The organism is Streptomyces sp. NPDC050448 (genome assembly GCF_040655295.1).
In the GTDB taxonomy this organism is placed as follows: Bacteria; Actinomycetota; Actinomycetes; order Streptomycetales; family Streptomycetaceae; genus Streptomyces.
Map to the genome: position 1 here is coordinate 1 of NZ_JBFAJR010000003.1, position 12,341 is coordinate 12,341.

Below are 12,341 nucleotides of genomic sequence, written 5' to 3' on the forward strand. Positions count from 1 at the left end.
TCTTCGAGTACCTCGACGGCTTCTACAACCCCCGCCGCATCCAGAAACGCCTCGGCTACCTCAGCCCAATCGAATTCGAGGAGAAGCACTACGCCAACCAGGCAGCGACCGAACCAGTGAACCTGAAACCACGTCAACCCGCCCCGACCAGCTAGTCAACACCTCCCGCGCAACGGGGGAACCTCAGTGACGAGAGGTCTCGACGATGTGCCCGCAGTAGAGCCGAACCCTCCACCGCATGATCATGTGTTCCGGTGTCTTGAACGACAGCATCAGCTTGCAGACCTCCTCCAGGTTCTCCCGCTGGCGCTCCGCCATCTCGGGTTTCGCCCGGATCTCGGCAAGGTGTTCATCGACCTGCCGTCTGGCAAGGTCACAGATCCCCTCCAGCTCCCTCTGCCATCGGTGGTCGCGTCGCGTGAGCTGGTAGTCCTCCAGTGGGACGCCGTGGCTCTTGTATTCAACCTCGCGCATGGGCGGCACCGTAACCGGCGAGGATCGGATAACAGGGGAAGAGAGTGTTGCCTTTCGCCTAATGACACGACTTGAGCGCGTTGGGTCGGTCGACTACTGGGTTTCGGGCAAAGCCGATCGGGTGCTCCCTCTGATCGGCTCTGCCTCCGCGAACCGCCGGGGCGCACTGTGAAGCCGCTCCCGGCGGCCGCGACTGCGGCTATCGGCGGTGTTGGTGTTGCTGGCTCGCAGGAGGCGTAGGCACTGCGGGCTGACGGCCACTGGCCGTGTGAGTGGGAGCCTGGGCGCCCATGGAGGTCGAGCGTCGACGGGCTGCGTCGGCGCTGCGGTTGGGGGCGGGGACCCGGCTGGTGTGCTGGAGACGGGTGATCAGGACGCGGGCCGGCTGGCGGGCTGTGGCCAGTTCGCGCTGGGCTGCGGCCTCCTTCAGGAGCTGGTGGGGTAGGTGGCCACGGGCTTCCGCGTCGGCCAGGAGGGCGGCGAGGGCGGGCCAGCTGGGGTCGGTGAGGATGCGGTCGGCCTGGTCGGGGACGGCTGCGCGTACGTCGTGGGCGAGGGTGCGGCGGGTCCCCTCCCTCGGCTGACGCTCCTCGAGTGCGACGAGGGTAGGAGTGAGAGCTCGGTCGGCAGCTGCCTGCAGGTGGTGGAGGGCCTGGCGGGCGGCGTCGGCTTGGTGGGCATGGCCCTTGGCCTCGTGCCAGCGGTTGGTGATGATCCCGGCCCACAAGAGGGCTGCGATGAGGGCGGCGAGGGCGCTGCCGTCGGGGCCCGTGGCGGTGTGGATGACGTCGCGGGCCGCGTTGCGGATTGCGTGAGCGGCGCGGTCTTCGGCCCGGATCTGGGAGCGCTGGGCGCGAGCGAACGCCTTCGATGCGGCCTGGAGTTCGGTGCGGAGGTGGGTGGGGGCCTTCTGGGCGGTGGCTTCGAGGAGTTCACCGAGAGCGGCGATGTGGCCCTGGGCGTGGCTGTCGTCGGCGAGGTCGGTGCGGAAGCTGTCGAGGACTTCGGTGGCCTGGTGCCAAGGGGTGGCCGGGCGGTTGCGGCGGGCGGTGGGGTGTTCCTCGGGCTGGCCGGTTTCGAGGCGGGCCTGGAGTTTGGGGAGGGTGAGGTCGGGAGCGATCTTCCCGCCGGGGTGGAAGACCTGTTCGCCGTCCTTGTTGAGGTCGCCGGGACGCCCGGCGGCGTAGCCGAGGAGGTCTCCGGAGGGGCCGCGGCGGGCCTTGACCGCGATGCCGTCGGCTTCGAGGTAGGCGAGGAGTTCCTCAGCGGTGCGGGCGTGGGGGATGGCGGCACGGATTCGGTCTTGGAGCCATTCGCGGCTGGTCTGTTCCCAGCCGAGGCGTTGGGCCTTGTGCATCTCGGCCTGGGTGGGAGCGCGGGTGCCGGTGCGGTCGCCCTTCTTCAGGCGGCGCAGGCCGTAGTCCTTCTCGATCTGGCGGCAGGCGTCGCCGACGCGGATGCCGCTGTCGTGGAGTTTGGGTCGGCGGCCGTCCTCGCGGACGGTGGTGGCGAGGATGTGGATGTGGTCGTCGGCGTGGCGTACGGCGATCCAGCGGCAGGCCAGGTCGTCACCTTCGGGGGCGATGCCGGCCGCGGCGACGATGCGCTGGGCGATCTCGCCCCACTCGGCGTCGGAGAGGTGGCGGTCCTCGGGGGCGGCGCGGACGGGGCAGTGCCAGACGTGGTCGGTGATCTTCTTGCCGAACTCGCTGTTGCGGAGGCAGACGGGCTCGTCCAGGTAGCGGGCGAGCTGGGTGAGGGTCGTGTTCTCGTCGCGGCCTGGGTCGGGCATGGCGAGCATGGCGAAGCCGGCCACGATGTGCGGGTCGGTGTGCTCGTCGTGGCGGCCGGGGCCGTAGAGGTAGGCGAGCAGTCCGCGGGTGTTGGCGCCGGAGGGCTTGATGGCTGCGATCACGACTGCCGGACCTCCTGCGGGTTGGCGGGCTCGCGCAGGGTCTCGGCGATCAGGGTGAGTAGGTCGTGGAGTTCGTCGAGGCGTTGGCGTATGTCGGGCGGGGTGAGGTCGCTGTTGAGGGCGCGGGCGATCTGGTTGATGTTGACGCCGATGCGGTTGCACTGGCGCAGGACCTGGGCGCGGAAGACGTGCGTGCGGCGGCGGTCCTCTGACAGGGGCAGGTTGGCGGTGAACCGTCCGTTGATGAAGGCGAGGACGATGTCGGCGGCGAAGCCGGATATGCCCTTGTAGCCGTGCTCGGCGGCGGCCTCCTGGAGGCGGGGGTGTTCGTCGTCGGTGAAGCGCAGCGGGCCGACGCGGTCCCCGCGCTTGTTGCCGGTGAAGCGGCGGATCGTGGGCTGGACGGTCTTCACCGTCGGCTCGCCGGCGGCGGGCTGGGCGCTGCGTTCGGCGTGGAGGATCTCGCGCTGGACGGCGTGGAGCATGTCCTGGTCAGGGCCGCCCTCGGACCCGACCTCACGGTCCGGCGCCCCCTGGCGCTGGGCCGTCTCCGCCACCCCCGGGGCGGAGATCCCCGAAGACCGGCCTTGAGTCGGACTCGGGGTACTACTGGCTCCGCCAGGGGCCGTCATCCCGAACGCGCGCCGCCAACGGGTGGTCCGGCCAAGCTTCTTCGGGACTGGCGAGGGCGTGGAGTCGGGGTCGTTCGGGTCGAGCGTCACAGGGTACTTCTCCGATACGGGATGTGCTGACAGTGCGCGGGATAAACGGGGTCGGCAGGCGGGCACCCACGGTGTTGGCACGAGTTGCGGCGCGCGGCAGCGAGGAGCTGACCGGAAGGCCAGCGGTCCCCGGAATGCGACGGATGGCTGCCACAGTGCACGGGACCGTGGAGCACAGCTCCCGGGCTGGGGACCGGGCCGGTGGTGAGGGGACGGGGATCGCGTGGTGATCGACGGGGACCGTGGCCGTCAGGCAGCCACGGTCCCCGTCCGGCCTCACCGCCGTTGACCTGCGGTGAATATCGGTCAGTGTCCGGGCGTGGTTCCGGTCAGGACTTGCTGCCTGCGGAGGTCACCAAGCTCCTTCTTCACCGTCCCCAGACGCTCGTTGCTGATCGTGTGGCCCTCGCCCTCGATGGCCTCCCGCATCTGCTTCAGCGTCGGCTTCCCCTCCAGCTTCTCCACAATCAGGAGGAACTCGTCAACGTCACCGGTTGTCGGTCGGCCGACCTTCCGGGAGGGGACGGCGGGCGGGGCAGCGTTGTGGGGGCCATCGTCCAGCTCCGGCTCCAAGGCGGTCTCGACGCCGGTACCCCCTGGCCTCTCCGGCTCCTCGCCTACGGGTTCGGGGCGGCGGTCGAGAGCGCTCGCATCATCCTTCGGGGGCAGGACGGAGACTGCCGTCGGGCTGCTGCGGTCATCCGAGCGGCATGGGGTGCCGGGTTCGACGACATGCTCGTGGATCTGGCGCATGAGGACGCCGAAGGCCAGGAGGGCAGCAGCTGGGGGCACGGCGGCGACCACGTAGTCCAGCAGGGGGACTGCGGTGGGGCCCCGGGTGCCGCCGACGCCGGCAACGTTGAGGGCGATGGAGCCGAGGGAGCCGGTGGTGGTGAGGGCGATCGCCCACCAGTCGGTGACGCGGCGCAATCCGGCGCGGAGCATCAGGAGCTCGCCGGCGACGATGAACGCGTCCAGGGTCGCGGGCCAGGCCCACTGGCGGACGGGGTAGGCGCCCAGCCCGTGGCGTCCGGCGACCTCGGCGAGGTGCGCATACGAGAGCCAGAACGCTCCGGCGGTGAGGGCGACGATGACGATCCCGGCGGCTGCGAGCGTGTACCGCTCGGCGGTCCGGGCGGCAGCCGCTTGGTGCCTGTCGCCGGACGGAGGTCCGTCAAGTCTGGGCTCGCGGTTCGTGGTGGTGCGAGTGGCAAGGGTGGTCATGGGTATGGGGATGCTCCTGCGTGGCTTCGGGGGTGGGTGAGGCGTCTTAGGCGTCTTGGCCGTTGAAATCCCAGGTCAGGGCCGGTACGGGGGCATGCTGGCCTTCCGTCTTGGCAGGCCATCTCGGCGTCTTCGTGCCATCCGAGGGCGGAGTCCGCCTGCCGATTTCGGGTGCCAGTGCACTCGCCCGGGGCGACGGGGCCCTGCTGTCTGCCGTCTCGGGCGGCAGCGCTGTGAACTGCGGTGACACGGCCAAGACGTCAGGGACGGGGCAAGACGGATGCGGGTGCCGTCCTGGGTGGGTTCCGTCTTGGGCTCGGTTGCCGTCTTGGCCGCATGCCTGTTGACCTGCGGTGTCACGGCAGGGACGGCAAGGACGGCAACCGGGGCGCGGCTCGGGTGTCAGCTCTCGCTGGGCGGACCGGTGGGGCCTACGGGGTGGACGGTAGGGCAGTATCGCCGCCAGGGGTCGAGGAACTTGTGACGCATGTAGCCCTTGCGCTGCGTTCCGTCGGCGAGCCGGACATTGCCGGATCTGATGCCGAACTCGCGCAGCATCGCGCCGAGGTCACGAGACTTCAGCCCACCTCGACCCCACTCCGCCCACGGGCCCTCCGGGTCCTGGCACAGGTGGTGCAGAAGTTCCTCGGTGGTGAGGCTGTCGACCTCGCGCTGGGCTGCGAAGACGCGCCGGACGTCGGCGAGGATCCGTGCTCCGCCGGGGTGTTCCTCCTCGGCCTCGGTTTCAGCGGCGACCATACGCGCGCACGCGGTGCGTGCCAGGGCGGGCCACTGGCCACCGGCGAGATCGGCTACGACGATCAGAGGCTGCCAGGTGTCGGCTGCCCGGTCTCTCACCGGCATGGGCGGCACAAGGTCCAATGCCTCCGCGTGACGTGGGTGCAGCCATGCCTTAAGGCGGTCACGCAGATCGTGAAGCTTGGCAACGTCCCGGGGGACGCGGAACTCCTCGACGCTCTCGTCGCCCCCGCGACGACGCATGCGCAGGACGATGGACCGGTCCATGACCGTGTCGGGCAGGTTCCCGATGCCGGCGAGGGCGGCCATCGCGAAGGTGGGGAACTGGACCACTTCGTGGTTGGGCCCGGACACTCGCAGGGTGGGACGGTTGCGCTGGTGGCCCGCGTTGAGCAGGCCTCGCATCTCCTCGTTCTTCTCTGCCACCTTCACGGAGCCGAAGATCGTGTCGACCTCGTCCACGAGCAACGTCGGTGGGACGTCCGTGATCGACCGGAAGATCGCGGCAGCGGAGGCGTTCACCGTGATCAGCGGGTTGTGGACGACCTCGGTGATGACGTCCAGCAGCCGCGACTTGCCACACCGCCTGGCCGGGCCCAGCACCGCCAGGCGCGGGGCGTGCTGCCACGCGGTCTGCAGGTGGCTGGCCGCCACCCACAGCGTCACCGCCGTGAGGGCCTCATCGCTCGGCAGTACGACATAGCGGCTAATCTCCACGCGCAGGTCGTACAGGACCTGCGCACCCTCGGTGAGAGGGCCGACGAGAGCGGCGTCCTCCTTGGCGGACTGGGCCTCCGCCACAAGGTTTACGGGTGCTTCGGCACCTGCAGGCTGTGGACCCTGGAGGTGGGCGCCCGGCTGGCCGGGGATCGCGGTCGGCGGCCAAGTGGCGGAGGTCGACTCGGTGTCGGGTGTCGCAGGCTTCAAGGGGCAGCTCCTTCTCCGGTGGCTGCGGGCGTGCAGACGGCCGGGGTTGACCATGTGGTCGCGGGTGGGGATGTCGCTGGGGCCTCCGGCGTCGGCACGCCGGAGACTTGCTCGCCTCTCGCGGGCACTTGGCCACGCGGGGCGACGACGAACAGTACGTACGACCCCCGTCACAGTCCAGCGATTCTGTGTCAGCTCAGCGCAGAACGGTCTGATACCTTCCCTCGCCCTCACGTGGCCAGACCCAGAAGGTCCAGCAGGTCCGCGGTCACCACGCGGTACGCCTTGCCCAGCCGCAGGACCTTGCACGGGTACTCGCCCCGCTTGGCCAGCTCGTAGCCCTTGCTCCGCCCGAGACCCAGCGCCCGGTTGCCGGTATCCAGGTCAACGGCTACCGGAAGCGCCAGCAACTCATCCCGACCCATCCCCTTCGAGCCGGTTTCCATCGGGTTTTCGCGCACGCAGCGCACCTCTCGTCACAGCCCTCAGCGAACACGGCGATCGCGTCCGGCTCCAGGCCCACAAGAACAACCGTAGGGAAGTTATTGTGTCTCCATGACACAACGCCGTTTCGATGATGAAGACGAGGACGACTTCCCCGAATGGGTCGACCGGATCAAGAACAACGTGGCCAGCGAGGTCCGGCGGCGGCGGAAGGAGATGAGGTGGAGCGCCCAACGACTGGCAGAACGATGCGAGGAACTCGGCCACCCGATCCCACGCAACGTCATCGCCAACCTGGAATCCGGCCGCAGGGCCAACCTGCCCCTGGTCGACGTCATGGTCCTGGCCGCAGCCCTGCACACGTCCCCGATCTGCCTGATCTTCCCCGTCGGCTACGTCGAACAGACCCAGGAACTTCCCTTCCAACACCTCGTCCCGACCTGGGACGCCATGCGGAAGTTCACCGGTGAGGAGCCGGGCTACGACTCCGACCCCGGGCTGATCCCAGACTTCAACCGGCACGCCAGCCTGGTCCGCACCATCGAGGCCGCCCTTTACGAGGCGGAAAGAGCCGACTTCGCGGCCAAGACGGCGGCCACGCCCGCCGATCGCGAGGAAGCGGAACGCCGGAAGGCCGACTACGCCAAGCGGGCCGAAGGAGACACCCGACAACTCCTTTGGGTGCGCGAGAGCATCCGCGACGAAGACGGCACCCCACCAGACCTGCCACCCGCACTCGCCGCCATCGACCCACCCGATGACGACACCGACGAAGAGGACAACATTTGAAGGGCTCCACCTACCGCCGTTGCTCCTGCCGCGACCCCAAGACCGGCAAAGAACTCGGCACTTCCTGCCCCAAGCGCAACAGCAGGAACCACTGCACGTACTCCATACGCCAGGAGCTGCCGCCCCACGAGGACGGCAGTCGCCGATCCTTCGCTCGTGGTGGCTACACCAACGCCAAGGCGGCGCAGGCTGACCTCGACCACGTCCGCGCCCTCCTGGGGCTCGTGGAGGCCGACGACCCTGAAGGCACCCAGCTGGTCGCCGAGATGCTGGCCGAGGTCAGCGGCGAAAAGCTACCCCTACCCGACGTGGAGGAGACCCGGCGGCGGCTCAAGGCCGGCCAGGATCTCGTCGGCAGCCTGACCGTCGCCGAGTGGCTGGACCGGTGGCTGGCGGGCAAGCGGATCCGGAAGTCCGGCATCAGCCGGTACGAGACCGACATCCGCGTGCACCTCAAGCCGCACATCGGGCAGCAGCGCCTCGACCGGCTGCGCGTGAGCCACCTGAGCGAGATGTTCACGGCCATCGCCGACGGCAACGCCGAAGTCCTGGAGCAGAATGCCCAGCGGCGAACGGCCGTAGAGGAGTTGGCGACCATCCCGTGGAAGGGGGTCGAGAACCGCGCTCGTCGGAAGGCGCTGAAGGAGGCGATCGACGCGATGCCGGCCTTCCGTCGGGTGACCGGCCCCGCCACGCGCCAGCACGTGAAGGCCACGCTCCGAGCGTCCCTGAACGACGCGATCGGGCAGCAGATCATCACCTTCAACCCGGCGGCCCACGTCGAGATCGATCCGGTGCGCAAGCCGAAGGCGCTCGTATGGACGGACGAGCGGGTCGCCAAGTGGGAGCAGACCGGGGAGAAGCCCTCTCCGGTGATGGTCTGGACGCCGGAACAGACCGGCGCCTTCCTCGACTTCGTCGCCGCGGACCGGCTGTACGCGATGTGGCACCTGATCGCCTTCCGCGGCCTGCGGCGTGGTGAGGCGTGCGGGCAGCCCTGGTCGGAGACCAACCTCGACCGGCACTCCCTCACCGTGACGGGGCAGCTCGTCCAGGATGGCTGGGAGGTCGAGGCGTCCGAGCCGAAGACCGACAGCGGCTTCCGTGTGGTCGCGCTCGACGACGACACCGTCGGCGTCCTGGAGCGGCACCGCAAGCAGCAAGAGGCCGACCGCGCGGAGTGGGGCTCGGCCTGGGTGAACACCGGGCTCGTCTTCACACAAGAGGACGGCTCCTGGCTGCACCCGGGCAAGGTGACCGATCTCTTCGAGCGGCTCGTCGCGGCCTCCGGGCTGCCGCCGATCCGGCTGCACGACCTCCGGCACGGAGCGGCCACCCTCATGCTGGCCGCCGACATCGACATCAAGATCGTGTCCGACACCCTCGGGCACAGCGACACCCGGATCACGCGCGACATCTACCAGAGCGTGCTCCCCCACGTCGGCAAGAGCGCCGCCGAGGCCACGGCCAAGCTGGTCCCCCTCCAGCGCAAGTCCGAGGAGAACAAGGCCCGTAAGGCCGCCGAGAAGGCCAAGCGAGCCGAGAAGGCGAAGGGCAAGGGGAAGAAGAAGGGCAAGGCCAAGAAGGCCGCGCGCAAGGGCTGACGGCCGCTCCGCTCACGCAGCGCTCACGCACGGGATTCCGGACCTCGGCCGCCGCATGCCCGCATGGGTAAAGGGCATGAAAAAACCCCAGGTCACGGCGAGTGAGTCCTGGGGTTAATCCGAGCCGCCTTCGGGATTCGAACCCGAGACCTACGCATTACGAGTGCGTTGCTCTGGCCAACTGAGCTAAGGCGGCACCGCTGGTCAGACAAGTATTCCCTCGGAGAGGAGCTCTCATCAGCAGCGGCGCCAAGTCTACAGGCTCAAAGGGGGTGCCCTGAACCGGGTTGCGCGGGGGTGGGACATGTGTCACATATTGGGATCAACGTCTTATGTGCGACATGCACCGTTATGTGGTCCCAGCGAGGCCCCTCGGCACGCGGGAGCCGGGAGCTTCAGGGCCACCGGCTCAGGGCATCAGCTGCACTTCTTGCCGTCCTTCGGCGGAGTCCCCGCCAGCAGGTACGTGTTGATCGCCGTGTCGATGCAGGAGCTGCCGCGCCCGTACGCCGTGTGCCCGTCGCCGTCGTACGTGAGCAGGACGCCCGAGTCGAGCTGCTGCGCCAGCGACTGGGCCCACTTGTACGGGGTCGCCGGGTCCCGGACCGTGCCGACCACCACGATCGGCGGGGCGCCCTTCGCGGTCAGCGGGCGGGCCGCGCCGGTGGCCTTGACCGGCCAGTACGCGCAGTTCAGCGAGGCCCAGGCGAGGCCCGCGCCGAACACCGGGGAGGCCTTCTCGAAGGAGGGCAGGGCCGCGTCGACCGCTTCCGGCCCGGAGAAGGCCGGCGGCTGGTCCAGACAGTTGACGGCGGCGTTCGCGAACATCAGGTTCGCGTACTTTCCGTCCGGCTCCCGCTCGTAATAGCTGTCGGCGAGGCCGAGCAGGCCCGACCCGTCGCCGTTCATCGCCGCCGTCAACGCCTCGCGCAGCTGCGGCCACGCACTCTCGTCGTACAGCGCCGCGATCACCCCGGTCGTGGCGAGGGACTCACCGAGCGGGCGGTCCGGATCGCCGCTGGGCACGGGCTGGGCGTCGACCTTGCGGAAGAACGCCCGGAGGTGCTCGGCCATCGCCTCCGGGCTGCCCTTGCCGAGCGGGCAGTCGGGCTGCTTCGCGCAGTCCTTGGTGAAGGAGCGCAGGGCCGTCTCGAAGCCCCCGGTCTGGTCCCGGTTCATTTCGAGCGCCGGCCGGGAGGGGTCCATCGCGCCGTCCAGGACGAGCCGGCCGACCCGGCCGGGGAAGAGCTCCGCGTACGTCGCCCCGAGGAAGGTGCCGTACGAGGCACCGACGTACGTCAGCTTCTCGTCGCCCAGCACCGCACGGAGCATGTCCATGTCGCGGGCGGCCTCGACAGTGGAGACGTGCGGCAGGACCCGCTGCGAGCGGGTCTGGCAGCCGGCTGCGAACTCCTTGAACGAGGTCACCAGCTCGGCCCGCTCCGCCGCGTTGTCCGGCGTCTGGTCCACCTGCGTGAACCTGTCCATCTCCGGCCCGGTCAGGCACTGCACCGGGCTGCTGCGGTCCACCCCGCGCGGGTCGAACGACACCATGTCGTACTGGGCACGGACGGCCGCCGGGTAGCCGACGCCCGCGTACGCCTGGAGGTACCCGATACCGGAGCCGCCCGGGCCGCCCGGGTTGACCACGAGCGAGCCCAGCCGCTTGCCCGGGCCGGTGGCCTGGCGGCGCGCCACGGCGATGTCCACGTCCTGGCCGGACTCGGGGTGCGCGTAGTCCAGCGGGGCCTTCATCGTGGCGCACTGGAACCCGGGGACACCGCAGTCGCGCCAGCTCAGCTTCTGCTCGTAGTACGGGCGCAGCGCGGCCGGGACCGCGGTCGGGGCGGCCGACGGCGCGGTGCCCCCGGCCGAGGACGCGACGGCCCGCGGTCCCCCCGACCCGGTCGAGGTGCACCCGGAGAGCAGCAGCCCGGCAGCTGCGATCACGGTTCCGGTGGTGCGCAGCAGGCGACTGGTGTCCATCCTCGGAGCCTACGTCCTGCCGGGCACCCCGTCCCGGAGGCGGCCGGGCCGACCGGCCGTCCGCCGCCCGAGGGCGCGCCGCACCCCGCCCGGACCCCGCAGTACCCGGCCCGACCTCGGCGGATCGCTCATACGGGTGAAGCGGTCAACGGCAGTTGAAGGGTGCGGGGAGCAAAGGGTGATCAGCCCGCGCGGAGGGACATCGTCATCGCCTCGACCGCGAGGAGCGGGGCCACGTTGCGGTCCAGGGCCTCGCGGCAGGCGATGATCGCCTCGATCCGGCGCAGGGTGCGCTCCGGTCCGGACGCGCGGGCGATCCGGTCCAGGTCGGGCCGTATCTCCTCGTTCGCGATCGCCAGCGAAGAGCCGAGCTGGAGGGCCAGCACGTCCCGGTAGAAGCCGGTGAGGTCGGTCAGCGCCAGGTCGAGGGTGTCGCGCTGGGTACGGGTGCGGCGGCGCTTCTGCCGGTCCTCGAGCTCCTTCATCACACCCGCCGTGCCGCGCGGCATCCGGCCGCCGGTGCCGGCCCCGGCGCCGAGCGCGGCCCGCAGGTCCTCGGTCTCCTTGGCGTCGACCTCCTCCGCGACCTGCTTGGCGTCCTCAGCGGCGGCGTCGACCAGCTCCTGGGCGGCCTTGAGGCAGCCGCCCACGTCGTCGATCCGGAGCGGGAGCTTCAGCACGGCGGCCCGGCGGGTCCGGGCATCCTCGTCCTGCGCGAGTCGGCGGGCGCGGCCGATGTGGCCCTGGGTCGCGCGCGCGGCGGCCGCGGCGACGGCGGGCTCGATGCCGTCGCGCCGGACCAGCACATCGGCGACGGCGGAGACGGGCGGGGTGCGCAGGGTCAGATGGCGGCAGCGGGAGCGGATGGTGGGCAGCACGTCCTCCAGGGAGGGCGCGCACAGCAGCCACACGGTCCGCGGAGCGGGCTCCTCCACGGCCTTGAGGAGCACGTTGCCCGCGCCCTCGGTCAGCCGGTCCGCGTCCTCCAGGACGATGACCTGCCAGCGGCCCACGGCCGGGGAGAGCTGCGCCCGGCGGACCAGGGCGCGGGTCTCCTTCACGCCGATGGACAGCAGGTCGGTACGGACGATCTCCACATCGGCGTGCGTGCCGATCACGGTGGTGTGGCAGCCGTCGCAGAACCCGCAGCCCGGCTCGCCCCCGAGGGCGCGGTCGGGGCTCGTGCACTGCAGGGCGGCCGCGAAGGCCCGGGCGGCGGCGGCCCGCCCGGAGCCGGGCGGGCCGGTGAACAGCCAGGCGTGGGTCATCTTGGACGCGGCGGGCGGCGGCGTCCCGGCCTCGACGGCGGTGACCAGGGCATCGGCGTCACGGGCGGCGGCGGCCAGCTGCGCCTGCACCCGCTCCTGTCCCACCAGGTCGTCCCATACGGGCATCCCGCCCACCGCCTTTCACCGGCCGTCGTCCCTCGGCCGTCCGTGCCGCTCGTCTCGTCCTGCTCGCGTCCGCCCCCAGTGTGGCGTGCGCCACTGACAATCC

At 70.4% G+C, this 12,341-nt stretch carries 11 protein-coding genes and 1 tRNA gene; 3 read left to right on the plus strand and 9 right to left on the minus strand.

Going from position 1 to position 12,341, the window contains the following annotated elements; genetic code table 11:
• The coding region (locus tag AB0I68_RS04845) for an IS3 family transposase (protein ID WP_363176104.1) at nucleotides 1-155 on the plus strand (155 nt) is incomplete at its 5' end.
• Nucleotides 156-183: 28 nt separating this feature from the next.
• Here the strand turns inward: AB0I68_RS04845 and AB0I68_RS04850 are convergent.
• From AB0I68_RS04850 to AB0I68_RS04875, 6 genes are all read right to left on the minus strand, one after another.
• A complete protein-coding gene (locus AB0I68_RS04850; protein ID WP_363175759.1) occupies nucleotides 184-474 on the minus strand; it encodes a hypothetical protein in 291 nt (96 codons plus the stop codon).
• A gap of 199 nt (nucleotides 475-673) precedes the next feature.
• Complete coding sequence (locus tag AB0I68_RS04855) at nucleotides 674-2,389, minus strand: mobilization protein (protein WP_363175760.1); 1,716 nt, start codon at nucleotides 2,387-2,389, stop codon at nucleotides 674-676.
• Nucleotides 2,386-2,946, minus strand: a complete 561-nt coding sequence (locus AB0I68_RS04860; protein ID WP_363175761.1) for a MobC family plasmid mobilization relaxosome protein — start codon at nucleotides 2,944-2,946, stop codon at nucleotides 2,386-2,388. Before AB0I68_RS04860 ends, AB0I68_RS04855 begins: the two co-directional genes overlap by 4 nt.
• A gap of 471 nt (nucleotides 2,947-3,417) precedes the next feature.
• On the minus strand, nucleotides 3,418-4,335 hold the full coding sequence (locus AB0I68_RS04865) for a DUF2637 domain-containing protein (RefSeq protein ID WP_363175762.1): 918 nt from the start codon (nucleotides 4,333-4,335) through the stop codon (nucleotides 3,418-3,420).
• Nucleotides 4,336-4,737: 402 nt separating this feature from the next.
• A complete protein-coding gene (locus AB0I68_RS04870; RefSeq protein WP_363175763.1) occupies nucleotides 4,738-6,021 on the minus strand; it encodes a DUF3631 domain-containing protein in 1,284 nt (427 codons plus the stop codon).
• 230 nt (nucleotides 6,022-6,251) lie between these two features.
• On the minus strand, nucleotides 6,252-6,467 hold the full coding sequence (locus AB0I68_RS04875) for a hypothetical protein (protein ID WP_363176105.1): 216 nt from the start codon (nucleotides 6,465-6,467) through the stop codon (nucleotides 6,252-6,254).
• A gap of 109 nt (nucleotides 6,468-6,576) precedes the next feature.
• Between AB0I68_RS04875 and AB0I68_RS04880 the strand changes: the two genes are divergently transcribed.
• Nucleotides 6,577-7,254 (plus strand): helix-turn-helix transcriptional regulator, encoded by a 678-nt coding sequence (locus AB0I68_RS04880; RefSeq protein ID WP_363175764.1) that lies wholly within the window; start codon nucleotides 6,577-6,579, stop codon nucleotides 7,252-7,254.
• Nucleotides 7,251-8,858, plus strand: a complete 1,608-nt coding sequence (locus tag AB0I68_RS04885; RefSeq protein WP_363175766.1) for a site-specific integrase — start codon at nucleotides 7,251-7,253, stop codon at nucleotides 8,856-8,858. The genes AB0I68_RS04880 and AB0I68_RS04885 overlap by 4 nt, the downstream gene beginning before the upstream one ends.
• 122 nt (nucleotides 8,859-8,980) lie before the next feature.
• Here AB0I68_RS04885 and AB0I68_RS04890 read toward each other — a convergent pair.
• The 3 genes from AB0I68_RS04890 to AB0I68_RS04900 form a co-directional block, all read right to left on the minus strand.
• Nucleotides 8,981-9,054 (minus strand) — tRNA-Thr (locus AB0I68_RS04890).
• 221 nt (nucleotides 9,055-9,275) lie between these two features.
• On the minus strand, nucleotides 9,276-10,844 hold the full coding sequence (locus AB0I68_RS04895) for an alpha/beta hydrolase (protein WP_363175767.1): 1,569 nt from the start codon (nucleotides 10,842-10,844) through the stop codon (nucleotides 9,276-9,278).
• Between the two features lie 182 nt (nucleotides 10,845-11,026).
• Nucleotides 11,027-12,238: a DNA polymerase III subunit delta' gene (locus AB0I68_RS04900; protein ID WP_363175768.1), complete on the minus strand. Its 1,212-nt coding sequence runs from the start codon at nucleotides 12,236-12,238 to the stop codon at nucleotides 11,027-11,029.
• Between the last annotated feature and the right edge of the window lie 103 nt (nucleotides 12,239-12,341).